This is a genomic window from Rhizobium sp. P1_E1 (assembly GCF_056406015.1).
Genome location: NZ_JBFUAY010000022.1, coordinates 1 through 17,569 on the forward strand (window position 1 = coordinate 1; position 17,569 = coordinate 17,569).

Consider the following 17,569-nt stretch of genomic DNA (forward strand, 5'->3'; position numbering starts at 1 on the left):
CGGTGCGAACTCTGATGGATATGCTGGATTAGATGCAAGGAAAACACGTCTTCAATGGTTTTTATCACTCGAGAAAAAATGTACTTGCAGTTGAATAAGTGACAGATATCAGTGTATTTCCTGTCCTAATTTTTGAAATTCCGTCACTGATGAAGCTCTTTCACTATCTCGCGACTGCCTCGCTTTTTCTCGCCATCTCTATTGCCAACACCCCGGCAGCTGCTGCAACCGCAGTTGACCCAGCATCGGCAGCCACGTGCCGCCATCTGGCGCGTGATGGCGYAGAAATCGACAATCTCGCTTACTGGCGGGATGCGCTTGCCGCTTGCGAAGCCTATTTGCAGGCAGAACCAAGCTCCATCGACGCCCGTTATTTCTGGCTCGCCAGCAAGTTCAACCTTCAGCAATTCGAACCGGCCCTTGCCGGATTCGAGGAGTTGGCGGCCCATGGGCACGCACCCTCCATGGATTACCTGGCGAAGGCATCTGCTTACGGTCTCGGGCGTGAGCGTGATTTCAAAGCCGCGCTGGCCTGGCTGAGAAAGGCAAGAGAAGCAAACGATCCGCGCTCCGCCGACTATCTTGGAGAGATGTACATGTTGGGGTGGGGCGTTGCGCAGGACTTTGTCATGGCGCGCTCCTATTTCGAACTTGCAGATCGGCTGGGCTACATTCCCGCCAAGAGGTCGCTTGCCTGGATGTATCTGGACGGGATTGGTGTTCCCGTTGACGCCGAGCGGGGTTTTGGACTGCTTTCGGCCGCAGCACAACAGGGCCATGAGAGAGCGACAACGGACATCACATTCCTTTACACGAAAGGCATCGGAACGGAGAAGAATGCCAGCCGCGCCGTTGCCATGCTGGACGACCTGGTGCGGAAAGGTTCCGCCGATGGAATGAGGACGCTTGCTCGATATTATCTGAGAGATGGGGACAAGACGCAGAGAAAGACCGCGCTCGATCTCCTTGAGAAAGCCGTGGCACTTGGCGACGGCAATGCGATGAGGACGCTGGCAGACGTCTACGTGGCGGGCAGAGAGACGAAGCGTGACTTCGCAAAGGCCGAGAGCCTGCTGGATCAGGCAATTGCGCAAGACATACTCGCTGCCTATCGCAGCAAGGCTTTGCTTTTATTGAAGATGCCCGATCCGCGCTATGACCAGGCCATGTACTGGATGAAGGAAGCTGCCTCTCGTGGGAATGCCCGTGCCATGGCAGATGTGGGCGCCATGTATGAGCAAGGTAAAGGTGTGCCGGTAGACGAGAGCGAAGCCCGCATCTGGTATGGAAAATCTGCCGAACTCGGAGATTCCAGCGGCGCCCGACGTTTCGGTCAATCGCTCTATATGGGAACGGGTGGTCCTCGTGACGTCGAAAACGGCGTGAAATGGCTGGAGAAGTCTGCGGCCGCCGGCGAGACAGACGCCATGCGGGTGCTTGCCTATGGTTATGAAAAAGGCGGCGGCCTTCCCAAGGATGTGGTCAAAGCTTTCGAATGGTTCCAGAAGGCGGCGGAGGCAGGAGATACCAACGCATTTCTCGAAGTCGCTGACCGCTCCTATGACGGTTCGGGTACGACTGCCGACGCCCAAAAATCCTTTGTCTGGTATCTCAAGGCGGCCGAAAATGGTTCGGCCAAGGCCCAGTATTGTGTTGGGCTTTTGTATGAAAGAGGCGAGGGTACGGCTCAGGATTCGAGAGAAGCCGTACACTGGTTTAAGGCCGCTGCAGAGAACGGATTTATCGATGCCTTCGCCGAGCTTGGCGAAATGTACGCCAATGATGCCAACCTGCCGCGGGACGACGGCAAGTCGATCGACTATCTGGCAAAAGGAGCGGCCGCCGGTAACGTCACGGCGATGATCCTGCTCGGCATCAAGTATGAGGATGGCGATGGGGTCGCCCGCGACTATGCGAAAGCGATCGAGTGGTACGAGGTGGCGGCGAACAAGAACTCTGCTGACGCGATGTACAGGCTCGGGACGCTCTATCGAGGAGCGGATGGAAACCTGAAGGATTTCGGCAAAGCTCTGGAATGGCTGACGAAGGCCGGGGCCCATGGCAATGCGAAAGCGCAATACTCCCTGGGCGATATCTACGAATACGGGCAGGGCGTGCCTATTGATCGCTCCAAGGCGCTCAGCTGGTTCATGATGGCGGCCTTCAAGCAATATCCTGAAGCGATGAACGCCGTCGGCTACTACTACCAGAATGGCATCGGCACCAAAGAGGACCAGACCATCGCCCGCAACTGGTATCAGAAGGCGGCCGATGCGGGATCTGCGGCCGGCGCTCTTAATCTTGGGTGGTACTACGAGAACGGCAAGGATCAAGATCAGGCTATCGCATTCCAATATTACAAAAAATCCGCCGAGCTGAATTCGGCCGGCGGCATGTTCTCGCTCGGGCGTTTCTACGACGATGGCCTCGGAATTGCTGTCAACCGGCAAGAGGCCATCAAGTGGTATCTGCGGGCGATGGACACTGGCTACAACAGAGCCGCCTATCGGCTGGCCTATGCCTATGATGCGACCTTCAGTTCGGATAACGCAGCCGAAAACATCCTTCTGGCAATGCGGCAGGGAGACCGGCAGATTGCCGATGAGTTGAAGGCGTTTTCATCTTTCACCCGCACGGCACTGAAAAGAAGCCTCTCGCGACGCGGCCTTTACGATGGGCCACTGGACGATGAGATTGACCAGCCCTTGAAATCGGCGCTCAGGGATTACGCAATGACCTACGGCGGATAGACGCACGACCTCGTTTCGGTGCCGGATCGCCCCGCTTCGTCTTTACTCACGCAGCAAATCTGGCTATCAGGCGGCGGCGCATCCAAGGACGGAGGCGCTGTCGTTGCAACCACCCGCATTCGTTGGCGGGACTGGACAAGGAGAATTTCGATGTCCCAAGCTATTTCCCTGACATTTCCCGATGGTTCCGTGCGCAGCTACGATGCTGGCGCAACCGGCCGGGATGTCGCCGAATCCATTTCCAAGTCGCTCGCCAAGAAGGCAGTCGCCGTTGCAATCGACGGCACCGTGCGCGACCTTTCCGATCCCGTGGCGACGGGTAGGATCGAGATCATCACCCGCAATGACGACCGCGCGCTGGAACTCATCCGCCACGACGCGGCGCACGTCATGGCCGAAGCGGTGCAGGAACTCTGGCCCGGCACCCAGGTGACGATCGGTCCGGTCATTGAAAACGGCTTCTATTACGACTTCGCCAAGAACGAGCCCTTCACACTCGACGATCTGCCGAAGATCGAAAAGAAGATGAAGGAAATCATCGCCCGCAACGCCGCCTTCACCAAGCAGGTCTGGTCGCGCGAGAAGGCTAAACAGGTCTTCGCCGACAAGGGCGAGCAGTACAAGGTCGAACTCGTCGACGCGATCCCGGAAGGGCAGGATCTCAAGATCTATTATCAGGGCGACTGGTTCGACCTTTGCCGCGGCCCGCACATGGCCTCGACCGGCCAGATCGGCTCAGCCTTCAAGCTCTTGAAGGTGGCCGGTGCCTATTGGCGCGGCGACAGCAACAATCCGATGCTGAGCCGCATCTACGGCACGGCCTTCGCCGAGCAGTCGGAACTCGACAACTACCTGCATATGCTTGCCGAAGCTGAAAAGCGCGATCACCGCCGCCTCGGCCGCGAGATGGATCTCTTCCATTTCCAGGAAGAGGGTCCTGGCGTCGTCTTCTGGCACGGCAAGGGCTGGCGCGTATTCCAGACGCTGGTCGCTTATATGCGCCGCCGGCTTGCCGGCGACTATCAGGAAGTCAATGCGCCGCAGGTGCTCGACAAATCGCTGTGGGAAACCTCCGGTCACTGGGGCTGGTACCGCGATAACATGTTCAAGGTGACGGTTGCCGGCGACGACACCGACGACGACCGCGTCTTTGCGCTGAAGCCGATGAACTGCCCCGGCCATATCCAGATCTTCAAGCACGGGCTGAAATCCTACCGCGAGCTGCCGATCCGGCTTGCCGAATTCGGCAATGTCCATCGCTACGAACCGTCGGGCGCGCTGCACGGGCTGATGCGCGTGCGCGGTTTCACGCAGGACGATGCGCATATCTTCTGCACCGACGAGCAGATGGCCGCCGAATGCCTGAAGATCAATGACCTGATCCTTTCGGTCTATAAGGATTTCGGCTTCGACGAAGTCACCATCAAACTTTCGACCCGGCCGGACAAGCGCGTCGGTTCGGACGAACTCTGGGACCGCGCGGAAAACGTGATGATGGGCGTGCTGGAGAYGATCCAGCAGCAGTCGAATGACATCAAGACCGGCATTCTGCCGGGCGAGGGCGCCTTCTACGGGCCGAAGTTCGAATATACGCTGAAGGATGCGATCGGCCGCGAATGGCAGTGCGGCACGACGCAGGTCGACTTCAACCTGCCGGAACGCTTCGGCGCCTTCTATATCGACAGCAACTCCGAAAAGACGCAGCCGGTGATGATCCACCGCGCCATCTGCGGCTCGATGGAGCGCTTTCTCGGCATCCTGATCGAGAACTTCGCCGGCCATATGCCGCTTTGGGTATCGCCGCTTCAGGTGGTGGTCGCAACGATCACCTCGGAAGCCGACGCCTACGGGCTTGAAGTGGCCGAGGCGCTGCGCGAGGCCGGTCTCAACGTCGAAACCGACTTCCGCAACGAGAAGATCAACTACAAGGTCCGCGAACATTCGGTCACCAAGGTTCCTGTCATCATCGTCTGCGGCAGGAAGGAGGCCGAGGAGCGCACGGTCAATATCCGCCGCCTGGGCAGCCAGGAGCAGGTTTCGATGGGGCTCGACGCCGCCGTCGAGAGCCTTGCCCTCGAAGCGACACCGCCCGACATTCGTCGCAAGGCCGAAGCAAAAAAAGCCAAGGCGGCCTGAATAGCAGGGATCCGACAGCGCCAGGCTCGGCGCTGTCGGAAATCCGGTCTGCGCGTCGCCCGAGGCCGAGCGGCGCTTCAACGAATCTCCCCATACCAATGATGAAACCTGCTGATTGTACGGCCGGGGGCTTCTAAGTCGCGATAACGAGGCCGTCCTCACGATGGCGCCGCCGAAGCGCGCCTTCCAAACGTCTCGGCTGAGCCGAAACCGCGCGCGGTAAAATCAATCGAGGCTGGTGTCGTCACCGCCCTGCGGCACGAGCTGTTCGTAAGAGGGCAGCGGCTGCACCGGAGCCGGCTGGACACCCGGCGGTGTCGGTGTGCCCACAGGCACCTGCTGCACCGTGCGGGCAGCATCCGCCGGAGGCTGCGGCTGCTGGTCCTTCATCAGGACCTCAACATCGGTGTTCCTGCCGGCGACGACGGTGAAATCGCGCTGATAGATCTTGTCCTTGTTGCGGGCGACGGCGGAATATCCGCCTTCGGCGAGAACCATGGTGGGGAAGGCGCTGACGCTTTCGCCGACGCTGTCGCCGGCCGCCGTCAGGATCGACCATGCGGTATCGGCGATCGCCTCGCCACCGGCGTCGGAGACCAGCTTGAAGGTGATCTGCGCGGCGCGATGCTGGATCGTCGCTTCGGTCAGCTTGCCGGCCTCGACCTGGATGTCGGCGCGGATCACGGCGTTGACGCTGCCATATTCGGAAACGATGTGGTAGGTGCCGGCATTGAGGCGGACAACGGTATTCGGCGAGACATCGGCCATGACGAGGCCGCGCTCGCCATCGTCGCGCACTTCCGAGGAATAGATCGAGAAGCTCAACTGGTCGGGGCGGATGCGGGCATCGGTGCCGGAGACGGCATTGAGGAGCAGGCCGCCGGCATCGAGCACCATCACCTGCTTGTCGACCTCGCCTTCAGCGGGCACGGTCAGTTTCTTGGTGACGCCGGCTCGGCCGAAGGAGACGTTGACGAAATAATCGCCCGGAGCGAGTTGGAAGGCGGCGGGCCCGCCCTTGGCGCTGGCGATCAGCGGCAACTTGCCGTCGGATCCGGCGATCGGGCTGAAGACGTACCAGGAGAGGCCTTCCTCAACCGGCGTGCCGTCCGCCGTCAGCTTGGCCTCCATCGGGACGTCGCGCAGTTTGACCCCTTCGGGCGCCGCACCGGGCGCGATGAAGGCATCGAGCTTCGGCATCTTCGGCGTCGATTCAAGCTGTTTGAATCCCTTGAAGGCATCCTGAGCGCTGGCGCCGAAGGGCGTCAGTATGATCAGGGCAATGGCAAGGCCGATGCGTGCAAAAGGCAAAATGCCAAACATCTGTTTCGTGAACCGATTGACTTCTGAAATCGCAAAGGCCACTTCAAGACCAACGCGATGGCAAATTCAAGACCCACCCTTTGCAGCAGCATAAATAATGAGAGCCTCTCCCGCATGAAATCCGATATCAAGCTGATCGACTACCTCGCCGTGCGCCGCTCCATCCCCGCTTTCCAGATGTGCGAACCAGGCCCCGAGAAGGCCGAGATCGAGGAGATTCTGCGTCTAGCCTCGCGTGTTCCCGATCACGGCAAGATCGCCCCCTGGCGCTTCATCGTCTATCGCGGAGAGCAGCGCGTGCGTCTCGGCGAGGGGCTTCTGACGCTGGCACTTCAGACAAAGCCCGAACTTTCCGAAGAGATGATCCAGGTCGAGCGCAGCCGTTTCACCCGCGCGCCCGTGGTCGTCGCTGTCGTCAGCAAGGCAGGACCGCATATCAAGATCCCGGAATGGGAGCAGTTGATGTCGGCAGGCGCGCTTTGCTTCAACGTCATCCTCGCCGCCAATGCCAATGGTTATGTCGCCAACTGGCTGACGGAGTGGTTCGCCTATGACGAGCGCGCCTATCCGCTGCTCGGCGTCGGTCCGGATGAAAAGGTGGCAGGGTTCATCCATATCGGCTCGACCACATTTCCGGCAATCGAGCGGCCGCGGCCCGAACTTGCCGATACGGTAACCTGGGTCGGCGGAGACGACTGATGTTCTACACCACCGACAGCAACCGGCACGGGCTCGCGCATGACCCGTTCAAGGCGATCGTGTCGCCGCGACCGATCGGCTGGATCGGCAGCAAGGGCAGGGATGGTTCGATCAATCTGGCGCCCTATTCCTTCTTCAATGCCGTTGCCGACCGCCCGAAGCTGGTGATGTTTTCTTCGGCCGGACGCAAGCACAGCCAGCGCAACGCGGCCGAGACCGGCGTCTTCACCTGCAATTTCGTCAGCCGCGATCTCGCCGAGAAGATGAATCTCTCCTCGGCGGCGCTGCCCTACGGCGACAGCGAATTCGATTTCGCCGGCCTGACGCCGAAGCCGGCCGAACTGATCGACGCGCCCTATGTCGGCGAGGCTTTCGCGGTGCTCGAATGCAAGGTCACGGAGATCATCGAGCCGAAGACGCTGTCGGGGGAACCGTCCGAAAACGTCCTGGTCTTCGGCGAAGTGGTCGGCATCCGTATCGATGAAGCGATCGTCAGGGATGGCCGCCTCGACATGTCGATCGCCCGACCTTTGGCCCGCATGGGCTACATGGATTACAGCGAAGGCAGCGAAGTTTTCGAGATGGTCCGGCCGAAGCCGCAGCAAGGCTGAGCCGAACCGGCAAGGTGTCCAAAGCCTTAAGAAGCATGGTGAACCAATCTTAAACCTTTTGCCACTACGGTCGCAGCATTGAATGGAGCGCGAGGGAATCGCGTTCAAGTGCTGGGGCGTCGCGTGATCGTAGAAGCTTTCCTTCGTTGGATCGAAACGGCCAAGACCGGTGACCGAGCCCGGGCCGCAAACGCACTCGGGCGCGCCTATCTGCAGTCCGAAATGTCCGCGGACGAGCGGGCGGCGGCCGAAATGGCGATGACCTTTCTTCTCGACGATCCGTCGCCACGTGTGCGGCTTGCGCTTGCCGAGGCGATCGCCTGGTCGCCCGACGCGCCGCGCAGCCTGATCCTTTCGCTTGCCGAAGACCAGCCCGAGGTTGCCTGCCATGCGGTGACCTGTTCGCCGCTTTTGAGCGACGCCGATCTGGTCGACCTTGCCGCGCGCGGCAACGGCGCGACCCGCATGCTGATCGCGGCGAGGGCGCATGTGACGCGCCCGGTCTCCGCCGCGCTTGCGGAGGTCGGCGACGAGGAAGAACTCCTCTGCCTGCTCGAGAATGACGGCGCGGTGATCTCCAGCCTGTCGTTGAAGCGCATCGCCGAACGGCTCGGGGACTGCTGCGATATCCGCAACCTGCTTCTCGACCGAAGCGACCTTCCGGCCGATGCCCRCCAGTTGCTCACCCAGCATGTCAGCAATGCGCTGATCGGGCTGCCGCTGGTGCAGGCGGCGATCGGCCTGCAGCGGCTCCAGCGCATCAGCCGCGAGGCGACCGAGGCTGCCATCGTCTCGATCGCCGGCGATATTGCCCCGCGCGAAATCCCCGACCTCGTCCAGCATCTGCGCCTCAACGGCCGGCTGACGCCATCCTTCCTGATGCATGCGCTCTGCGCCGGCAAGGTGGACTTCTTCGCCGGCGCGATCGTCGATCTGACCGCGTGCCGCGAGCGCCGGGTGCGTTCGATCCTGGCAACCGGGCGTATGCATGCCGTGCGTGCGCTCTACGAGTCCGCCGGCCTGCCGAGGAATATCAGCGTGATCTTTGTCGAGGCGACGATGCTGTGGCGCGACGCCGCCAGAAAAGCGCCGGGCAGCGTGCTCGGCAATGTCTGCGGCCGTCTTCTCGAAAAATTCCGCCATCATGATGCGCATGGCGCGATCGGCGAACTGCTCGACCTGGTGGAAAAGCTGCATGTTAACGAGCAGCGACAATCGGCCCGCGTCTACGCGGCGCTTGCGGCCGCCTAATCAGCGAGCCGCGTCACCACCCAGGAATAGCTGGCGGATACGAAGTGCACGGGTTTGGTGAGTGTGTCCCTGACGCTTTTGCCTGAGGGCAGATGGGCGCGGACCTGCCCGGCGATGCCTTCAGCAAAACCGGCGATCCTTCCTGCCGGTTCCTCGGGCGCTGCGACAGCGACCTCGGGCGCAGCGGCAGGCACGGGCGCCGGCTTCGGCGGCTCGGCGGCGGCGATGGCTTTCGGCGCCTCGCACACCGCGATCACCGAGGGATAATTGACATTGACATAGGTCTTCAGGCGTCGTTCGGCTTCCGCATCGCAGGCGGCAACGGTTTCCCAGCGTTTATCGACCGTCGCGACATAATTGCACTGGCTGATCGAATCGTCGCAGCCGAGAATGGTCATCGCGATCAGCACCGCTTGCATATTCTGCTTCCTTGATTATTGAGCACCTCATCGTCTTAGAGGGTGCAATTCCAACCGAATGAAGGCAACGGCATTAACTCTTCGTCATGTCGGGAAAAATTGTGCCCCGCGCCACCAGAGGAAGTCAGCATGTCCGTGACCATCGCCCTGGAGCCGCCGCGCCAAGAGGGCGTCATTCGCCTTCTCGATCTTTCCGATGCCTATGCGCAATCGCTCTATCCCGCGGAAAGCAACCACCTGGTCGACCTGTCCGTGCTGGAGAAACCTGCGGTGAGCTTCCTCGTCGCGCGCAGCGACGATGCGATCGTCGGCTGCTGCGCGCTGGTCGAGGCCGGTGACGGCACGGCGGAGATCAAGCGCATGTTCGTCGATCCCGAGGCAAGGGGGCTGAGGATCGCCAGCAGCCTGATGAATGCGCTCGAAGCAATCGCAGAAAAAAAGGGGCTGACGGCGATCCGGCTCGAAACCGGCATCTACCAACCCGAGGCGATCGCGCTCTATCGCAAATACGGATATCGGGAAATCGAACCTTTCGGCGCCTACCTGCCGGACCCGCTCAGCCTGTTCATGGAAAAGCGGCTGGGGTAGCCCCGTCTGCGAAGGTATGTTCAGCCTTCGGCGACTCGCGGTACCGGCGGTAGGGCCGGTTCGTCGATGATGATCTGCGGCCCCGTTTCGCTCTTGTCGGCGCTGCGGGCCTCGTGGATCCATTCACGCCAGATGGCGACGATCAGCGCCATCAGCACRGGGCCGATGAAGAGCCCGAGGAAACCCATCGTTTTGACACCGCCGACGAGGCCGAAGAAGGTCGGCAGGAAGGGCAGCTTGATCGGACCGCCGACGAGTTTCGGCCGCAGCGTCTTGTCGACGATGAACAATTCGACCGTACCCCAGACGAAGAGACCGATGCCGGCGACATGCGAGCCGCTCGCCAGCAGATAGATGGAGACCAGCGTGAAGGAGAGCGGCGCACCGCCCGGTATCAGCGCCATGACGCCCGTCAGAACGCCGAGCGTCACCGGCGAGGGCACGCCGGCAATCCAGTAGGCAAGGCCGAGCACAATGCCTTCGCCGATCGCGATCAGCGTCATGCCCATGACGGTGGAGCTGATCGTCGCCGGCACGACGCGGGAAATGCGCTCCCAGCGGTTCGGCAGGATACGCTCGCCCAGCATGTCGATCTGCTTGGAGAAGGAGAAACCGTCGCGATAGACGAAGAACAGCGCGATCAGCATGAAGAGCAGCGTCAGCAGCAGGTGGAAGGCACCGCCGCCGGCCGCAAGCACGGCGCGGTAGATGTTGCCGATATTAGCGCCGCTGACTGCCTGGATGACTTCGCCCAAGGCGCCGGGACTGCCGATATATTTTGTCCAGACTTCATCGAGGTAGGCGCCGGCCCAAGGCAGCGCGACGATCCAGTCGGGTGTCGGGGCGCCGGCGCGGTTGGCGTGGATTGCCCAGGTGACCCAGGTGCGTACTTCGCCGGTCGTATAGGTCACAGCAAGCCCGATCGGGATGACCAGGAAAGTGATGATCATGATGATGGCGATGGTCGCGGCGATCGTCGTATTGCCGCCGACGCGGGCAAGAAGCTTGCGGTAGAGCGGCCAGCTGGCAAAGCCGATGACGAGGGCTGCGAGCACCGGCACGAGGAAGCCGTAGAAGAAATAGACGCCGGCAGCGACGACCAGGACCAGCAGCCAGCGCGCCGCCGAAATGGAGGGAATCAGCGGCGTGCGCGTCTGCGCCGATGATCCGAGCCATCGCGGCTCATGATTGCTTTTCTGACGGTCGAACACACCCACGCGCGCCTCTTCTTTTTCTTGTACTCTGGTTATGGGCCATCAACCCGGCGGTTTCAAGGTCCGCACCATGAAAGCGTATACAAAGCGTCGCTATTCGACGCTCAGACCCGGGCGTCTTACTGCTGCGGGCGGCGCAGAATCTTGAAGGCGTAGAATTGCGTCTTCTGGCTGGTCGAGAAATTGTTGTCGGAGCCGAGAATGAGGACGTCGGTGCCGTCCTTGGCCTTCCCCAGCGACATGGCCTCGATATTGTCGGGAACAAGGCCGATCGCCCTCAAATCAAGGACCTGGCTCTTCCGGGCGGGAACGACACGCTGGTCGTTTTTGGCGAGGGACGCGATGGCGGATACATCGGTGGCATCAGTCAGATCCATCATCATGATCTTGATGCTGTTGCCGAAGCCCTGGGCATAACTCCGCTCGACGGCGAGCAGGCGGTGATCGTCGAGGGCAAGCATCTCCGACATGCCGTTGTCGTTGCCGCCGTCGGCCTTGGTGGCGGCCTGCGGGATCGGCGAGACCGGATAGACGTACTCGGCCTTCGGCTCGCCGGTGGCGCCGTCGTAGCGGACGATGCGCGACAGGCTGCCTGACGTCAGCGAAGGGTTCGGGCCGTCCTGATAGAGGGCGGCTTCGACACCGACGAAAACATCGCCGGAGGGCGCGACGGCGAGATCTTCGAAGGCGAGGTTGTCGCGGATACCGGTCGACTTGTCCGCGGTCGGCGCAAAGCCTTCCGGCAGCTGGAATTCGCGGACGAAGGAGCCGTCCGGCGAAGCGACACGGACGAAGGGCGCAAGCAACGCCTTGCCGTCGCCTTCACTGCCCCAATAGATGCCGTCCTTGCCGAGGCGGATCGATTCCGGATCGACGGTCCTGGCGGCGAAGGGCTCGCCGTTCTTGTCCTTCAGGGTGACCTGCTTGACGACCGAAACACCCTTGAGGCCGGACGCGTCGACATCGACGTCGAGTTCATAGAAGCGGGCTGGGCCTCTTTCCGAGCGGTCGTCGCTGATGGCGAGATAGTGGCCGGTGGCGGCATCGAAATCGAGGCCGGAAATGCCGCCGAATTCGACGCCGTTTTCCATGTGGCCCGTGGGGATTACGAATTCACCGAGATAGGAGAGCGAAATGCCGGCGGCGCAATCGCCGAAGGGGCAGGCGGTCTCGAAGGTGGCGCCGATATCGGTGGCGCTGACGGTGCTGGACAGGAGAACAAAAGCGGCAGCCGCGAGAAAACGCTTGGTCATGACAAATATCCGGCAAGGGGTTGAAAACGGATCGAACCGGCGCCGTCGCTCCCCGAGGGAAGGCGCGCCCACCGTTTCATGCGCCGGTTGTTTGACGGAGTTGTTACGGTTCTTCGTCAGTTCCGTGAAATCGAGAATGCTAAAATGCGTGGCGACGAACCCGTGTCTATCCGACCGTTCGGTGCACTCGTAGGCATATCCTAGATATCGAGATTCTCCGCGAAGGCCGCACGATCCTGGATGAAGCGGAAGCGGGCTTCCGGTTTGGTGCCCATCAGATCGTCGACGGCGCTGCGGGTGCCTTCGAAATCCACCTCGTCGATAAGCACCTTGAGCAGGGTGCGCTTGGACGGATCCATGGTGGTTTCCTTGAGCTGGGCGGGCATCATCTCGCCGAGACCTTTGAAGCGGCTGATCTCGACCTTGGCCTTGCCCTTGAACTCCGTCTGCATCAGCTCGGCGCGATGATTGTCGTCGCGGGCATAGGCGGATTTCGAGCCTTGGGTGATCTTGTAAAGCGGCGGCACGGCGAGGAAGAGATGACCGCCACGCACGAGTTCCGGCATTTCCTGATAGAAGAAGGTGATGAGCAGCGAGGCGATATGGGCGCCGTCGACGTCGGCATCGGTCATGACGATGATGCGTTCGTAGCGCAGGTCTTCGTCGCGGTATTTCGAGCGCGTGCCGCAGCCGAGCGCCTGGATGAGATCGGCGAGCTGCTGGTTGGCGCCGAGTTTTTCGCGGCCGGCGCTGGCAACGTTGAGGATCTTGCCGCGCAGCGGCAGAATGGCCTGGTTGGAGCGGTTGCGCGCCTGCTTGGCCGAACCACCTGCCGAATCGCCTTCGACGATGAAGAGTTCGGCGCCTTCCGCGGTGTTCTGCGAACAATCGGCAAGTTTGCCGGGCAGGCGCAATTTGCGCACCGCCGTCTTGCGGTTGACTTCCTTTTCCTTGCGGCGGCGCAAGCGCTCCTCGGCGCGCTCGATCACCCAATCGAGCAGCTTGGCCGACTCGTTCGGATTGTCCGCAAGGTAATGGTCGAAGGGATCGCGCAGCGCGTTCTCGACGATGCGCTGGGCCTCGACGGTCGCGAGCTTGTCCTTGGTCTGGCCGACGAATTCCGGCTCGCGGATGAAGACAGACAGCATGCCGACGGCGGAGATCATCACGTCGTCGGTGGTGATCTGCGCGGCGCGCTTGTTCTGCGTCAACTCGGCATAGGCCTTCAGGCCCTTGGTCAGCGCGATGCGCAGCCCCGCCTCATGCGTGCCGCCCTCGGGGGTCGGGATGGTGTTGCAATAGGAATGTACCTGCGGATCGCCGCCATACCAGGTGATCGCCCATTCCATCGAGCCATGGCCGCTGGTCTTCTCAGTCTTGCCGGCAAAGATCTCGCGGGTGACGGTGAACTCCTTGCCCATCGTCGCCTGGAGATAATCCTTCAGGCCACCGGGGAAGTGGAAGACGGCCTTGTCAGGCACCTCGGAGCCTTCGGGCAGCACGCCTGCCTCGCAGCTCCAGCGGATTTCGACACCGCCGAAGAGATAGGCTTTCGAGCGCGCCATGCGGAAGACGCGGGCGGCATCGAACTTCATGTGATCCCCAAAGATCTGGGGGTCTGGATGGAAGCGCACCCGGGTGCCGCGGCGATTGTGGACGTCGCCCAACTCTTCGAGCCCGCCCTGCGGCAGGCCGCGAGAGAAGCGCTGGCGGTAGAGCTTGCGGTTTCTCGCCACCTCGACCTCGAGGTCGTCGGAGAGTGCGTTGACGACCGAAACGCCGACACCGTGCAGGCCGCCGGAGGTCTCGTAGGCCTTGCCGTCGAATTTGCCGCCGGCATGCAGCTTGGTCATGATGACTTCGAGCGTCGACTTGCCCGGCACCTGCGGATGGTTCTCGACTGGGATGCCGCGGCCGTTGTCGGAGACGGTGAGATAACCCTCGAGGTCGAGATAAACCTCAATGAAATTGGCGTGTCCGGCGACCGCCTCATCCATCGCATTGTCGATGACTTCGGCAAACAGGTGATGCAGCGCCTTTTCGTCGGTACCGCCGATATACATGCCCGGGCGCATGCGCACCGGCTCAAGGCCTTCGAGGACGCGGATCGACGAGGCACCGTAGTCATCGGAGTTCGACGCGGCGGGCGCCGGGCGCGCGGAGGCTCCGGCAGGGGGTGCTGCGGCGGCGACGGGCGCAGCCGTCACCGGCGGCCGCTCGGCCGGAGCGGCAGGCTTCTGCGCCTCCTCGCGTTTTTCAGAGAGGGGCATTCCGGAAAAGAGGTCGTTGCTATCGTCCATGGAGCCGTTCAGATCTTCATCCTGTCTTGGGCGGGCATCCGCCGCCGACCCAAAATCACCGCATTTCATGCCACGTTTGCGAATCAGGCAGATTTTGCCACAAAACACCTCTATACGCGACACCGCCTGACTTGGCGGGCTTTTCCCAAATGATTTGCGTTGCCGGGCGCGGAATGGCAAGCGGCGGCAGGCTTCAGGAACCATCCGAATGCGAATGTCCACAAGTCATTGCACCATCATCACCGCAATTGCGGCGTTTTTCTTGTCTGCGGCCATGCTCTCCGCTGTTGGCCCGGCACAGGCAGCCGATGTGCTGGCGCCCTTCAAGGACGATCTGTTTTCGAAGCAGGCTGTGCTGCAGACGGGCGATGACGGTGCCTTCGAGGTCATCGACTATGACGAGATGCGCGATATCAACGGCCGCGACCAGATCCCGCAAAAGCGGGTGCAGCAGAAATATGTGGCGCTCGGCATCCGCAAGGCCCAGGCGGACGAGACGCTGTCTCTCGACGGCATCAAGCTCGATGTCACCAGGGTGGGACCGGCTCAGAGTGCCGCTTTCACGGTGATTTTCATCCATGGGCGCGACGGTGACCGGCGGCTCGGCGCCAACGATTACAGCTTCGGCGGCAATTTCAACCGGTTGAAGAACCTCGTCGCCGGCAATGGCGGCGTTTATTATTCGCCGACCGTCAAAAGCTTCGACAGCAGCGGCGTTGCGGCGATCGCCGGCCTGATCCGCTATGCCAACGCGCAATCGCCCGGCCGGCCGATCGTCCTTTCCTGTGCCTCGATGGGCAGCCAGGTCTGCTGGGGCATTGCGCGCGATGGTGACAGCGTCAAACGGCTGAAGGGCATGCTGATCATGAGCGGGGTCACCGATCCGGATTTCATCAAGAGCGCCTTCTATAGGGCGAAGCTGCCGCTCTGGTTCGCCCATGGCAGCCGCGACCCGGTCTATGCCGCCTCCGACCAGCAGGCACTGTTCGAAAGCCTGCACAAAGCAAAATATCCGACGCGTTTCACGCTGTTTGAGACCGGCAATCACGGGACGCCGATCCGGATGATCGACTGGCGCAGAGTGGTAAACTGGATTCTTGCCGGCTAGGAGGTGTGGACTCTTAGGATTCCCAAAAGAGCTTTGGTCTGATTCAATGCTGTCTTTTGGAGGCAGCCATGGGTATTTTAGACCGTTTGATTCTTCAGGATGACCAGTGGGAACGGATGTCTCGTCATATCATTGGCGATGATCGCACGCGCGGTTCGTCTGGACGTGACAATCGAATGTTTGTGGAAGCAGTCTTGTGGATCGTGCGGACGGGTTCGCCTTGGCGCGATCTGCCGGATGTGTTCGGTGATTGGAACAGTGTGTTTCGCCGCTTCAGTCGCTGGAGTCGGAAAGGCGTCTGGTGGCGTCTCTTCGAAGCGATGTCGGATGATAACGACTTCGAATACCTGATCGTCGACAGCACCATCATTCGCGCCCATCAGCACGCCTCCGGCGCAAAAAAGGGGCTGAAGATCAGGCCCTTGGCCGTTCTCGTGGCGGCCTGAGCACCAAAATCCATCTGGCGGTGCGTGGCCTTGGATGTCCTGTTCGTTTCGTGCTGACCGCCGGCCAGAAAGGCGATGCACCGCAAGCCGATGCCTTGATCAAAGAGCTGCCAGCCGATGTTGTCCTGGCCGATACTGCTTACGACAGCGATCGGCTACGCAAAGTCATCGCCGACAAGGGAGCGCAAGCGGTCATCCCGAACAACCCCTCGCGTGCAAGGAAGTATCCGATCGACAAGCAACTCTACGCCCAGCGTCATCTGATCGAGTGCTGCTTCTCCAAACTCAAACAATTTCGACGCATCGCCACCAGATACGAGAAAACCGCCCGAAACTATCGGGCAATGATCGCAATTGCCGCAACAATCCTGTGGCTCAGGTAACTGTCCACAGCTCCTAGCGCTTCTGACGGAAAATCGGAGACTATTTTTCGGAATAGTACGATGCATGAATTCAGAAATACTACCTTTGCGTGTCTTGAAAGACGCGCGGCGCTTGAGCGGACGATATTCGGCAGAAATATGCGCGGGATCGCAGAGATTCCCTTTACGTCAAGGGCGTGATGCTTTTCTTTGCTGCAAGCTTTTGATATTGCCCAAGGCATAAGCAGATTGTGGAAGGCCAGCATGACACCTGATGTACGCCCGCTTGTGGCGGGAAACTGGAAAATGAATGGCATGCGTGCCTCCCTGGATCAGATCAAGGCGATCGCCGAGGGTGTTAGCCCGCCGCAGGCCGACAAGGTCCAAGCGCTGATCTGCCCGCCGGCGACGCTGCTCTACGTGGCGACGGCGCTGTGCACCGACAGCCCGTTGGCGATCGGCGCTCAGGACTGCCATCAGAATCCGTCCGGTGCACATACCGGCGACATCTCGGCCGAGATGATTGCCGATTGTTTCGGCACCTATGTCATCGTCGGCCATTCCGAGCGGCGCACCGACCATGCCGAAACCGATCATCTGGTGCGCGCCAAGGCGGAGGCGGCCTTCGCCGCAGAGCTGACGGCGATCATCTGCATCGGCGAGACGGCGGATGAACGTCGGACAGGCCAGGCGCTCGACGTCATCAAACGCCAGCTTTCCGCCTCCGTTCCCGATGGCGCGACGGCCGAAAATACCGTCATCGCCTACGAACCGATCTGGGCGATCGGCACTGGTGTGACGCCGACATCAGGTGACGTCGAAAAGGCGCATGCCTTTATGCGGGCAGAACTTGTGGCCCGCTTCGGCGATGAGGGCCGCAAGATGCGTCTTCTCTACGGCGGCTCGGTCAAGCCGGCCAATGCCCATGAGCTGATGGGCATCGCCAATGTCGACGGCGCGCTGATCGGCGGGGCGAGCTTGAAAGCGGCCGACTTCCTCGCCATCTACCGGGCCTATGAGGCGCTGCTCGCCTGAGGCATTGTTTATTCCTGGGTTTATTCGTTTATCCCAGGGCATATTCCGGGCCGAAGGGCTTGGAATAGATGAAA

Annotated in this window: 13 protein-coding genes and 1 pseudogene; 9 read left to right on the forward strand and 5 right to left on the reverse strand. The window is 61.0% G+C overall.

All coding sequences use genetic code 11. The features are described 5' to 3' along the window. Window positions 1-149: 149 nt before the first annotated feature. Window positions 150-2,750 carry a tetratricopeptide repeat protein gene (locus AC1D1Z_RS10920; RefSeq protein WP_477850491.1) on the forward strand — a complete coding sequence of 867 codons (2,601 nt, stop codon included), beginning with the start codon at window positions 150-152 and terminating at the stop codon, window positions 2,748-2,750. Window positions 2,751-2,900: 150 nt separating this feature from the next. Then, a complete protein-coding gene (gene thrS, locus AC1D1Z_RS10925; protein WP_477850493.1) occupies window positions 2,901-4,886 on the forward strand; it encodes a threonine--tRNA ligase in 1,986 nt (661 codons plus the stop codon). Between the two features lie 225 nt (window positions 4,887-5,111). Here thrS and AC1D1Z_RS10930 read toward each other — a convergent pair whose 3' ends face one another. Beyond that, window positions 5,112-6,209 carry a hypothetical protein gene (locus tag AC1D1Z_RS10930; protein WP_047622851.1) on the reverse strand — a complete coding sequence of 366 codons (1,098 nt, stop codon included), beginning with the start codon at window positions 6,207-6,209 and terminating at the stop codon, window positions 5,112-5,114. A 114-nt stretch (window positions 6,210-6,323) separates the two neighbouring features. On the opposite strand from AC1D1Z_RS10930, the gene AC1D1Z_RS10935 reads away from it, so the two are divergent. The 3 genes from AC1D1Z_RS10935 (at window position 6,324) to AC1D1Z_RS10945 (ending at window position 8,770) form a co-directional block, all read left to right on the forward strand. Beyond that, window positions 6,324-6,908 carry a nitroreductase family protein gene (locus tag AC1D1Z_RS10935; protein ID WP_130758774.1) on the forward strand — a complete coding sequence of 195 codons (585 nt, stop codon included), beginning with the start codon at window positions 6,324-6,326 and terminating at the stop codon, window positions 6,906-6,908. Then, window positions 6,908-7,519 carry a flavin reductase family protein gene (locus AC1D1Z_RS10940; RefSeq protein ID WP_130758773.1) on the forward strand — a complete coding sequence of 204 codons (612 nt, stop codon included), beginning with the start codon at window positions 6,908-6,910 and terminating at the stop codon, window positions 7,517-7,519. Before AC1D1Z_RS10935 ends, AC1D1Z_RS10940 begins: the two co-directional genes overlap by 1 nt. A 108-nt stretch (window positions 7,520-7,627) precedes the next feature. After that, window positions 7,628-8,770 (forward strand): DUF2336 domain-containing protein, encoded by a 1,143-nt coding sequence (locus AC1D1Z_RS10945; RefSeq protein WP_477850496.1) that lies wholly within the window; start codon window positions 7,628-7,630, stop codon window positions 8,768-8,770. Here AC1D1Z_RS10945 and AC1D1Z_RS10950 read toward each other — a convergent pair. After that, complete coding sequence (locus AC1D1Z_RS10950; RefSeq protein ID WP_028733738.1) at window positions 8,767-9,189, reverse strand: hypothetical protein; 423 nt, start codon at window positions 9,187-9,189, stop codon at window positions 8,767-8,769. The genes AC1D1Z_RS10945 and AC1D1Z_RS10950 overlap by 4 nt on opposite strands. Before the next feature lie 129 nt (window positions 9,190-9,318). Between AC1D1Z_RS10950 and AC1D1Z_RS10955 the strand changes: the two genes are divergently transcribed. Beyond that, entirely contained in the window at window positions 9,319-9,777 is a 459-nt protein-coding gene (locus AC1D1Z_RS10955) for a GNAT family N-acetyltransferase (RefSeq protein ID WP_130758771.1), read from the forward strand. A 20-nt stretch (window positions 9,778-9,797) separates the two neighbouring features. Here the strand turns inward: AC1D1Z_RS10955 and AC1D1Z_RS10960 are convergent, their stop codons facing one another. From AC1D1Z_RS10960 to parE, 3 genes are all read right to left on the reverse strand, one after another. Next, entirely contained in the window at window positions 9,798-10,994 is a 1,197-nt protein-coding gene (locus tag AC1D1Z_RS10960) for an AI-2E family transporter (RefSeq protein WP_130758770.1), read from the reverse strand. A 116-nt stretch (window positions 10,995-11,110) separates the two neighbouring features. Then, window positions 11,111-12,244, reverse strand: coding sequence for an esterase-like activity of phytase family protein (locus tag AC1D1Z_RS10965; RefSeq protein ID WP_130758768.1), 1,134 nt, complete (start codon window positions 12,242-12,244; stop codon window positions 11,111-11,113). Between the two features lie 200 nt (window positions 12,245-12,444). Continuing rightward, window positions 12,445-14,544: a DNA topoisomerase IV subunit B gene (parE, locus tag AC1D1Z_RS10970; RefSeq protein WP_130758766.1), complete on the reverse strand. Its 2,100-nt coding sequence runs from the start codon at window positions 14,542-14,544 to the stop codon at window positions 12,445-12,447. Between the two features lie 208 nt (window positions 14,545-14,752). Between parE and AC1D1Z_RS10975 the strand changes: the two genes are divergently transcribed. The 3 genes and pseudogenes from AC1D1Z_RS10975 (at window position 14,753) to tpiA (ending at window position 17,495) form a co-directional block, all read left to right on the forward strand. Beyond that, on the forward strand, window positions 14,753-15,652 hold the full coding sequence (locus AC1D1Z_RS10975) for a phospholipase (protein WP_047622855.1): 900 nt from the start codon (window positions 14,753-14,755) through the stop codon (window positions 15,650-15,652). Between the two features lie 116 nt (window positions 15,653-15,768). Further along, window positions 15,769-16,481 (forward strand): annotated as a pseudogene (locus AC1D1Z_RS10980) (IS5 family transposase). Between the two features lie 243 nt (window positions 16,482-16,724). After that, complete coding sequence (tpiA, locus tag AC1D1Z_RS10985) at window positions 16,725-17,495, forward strand: triose-phosphate isomerase (protein ID WP_130759102.1); 771 nt, start codon at window positions 16,725-16,727, stop codon at window positions 17,493-17,495. Window positions 17,496-17,569 lie beyond the last annotated feature (74 nt).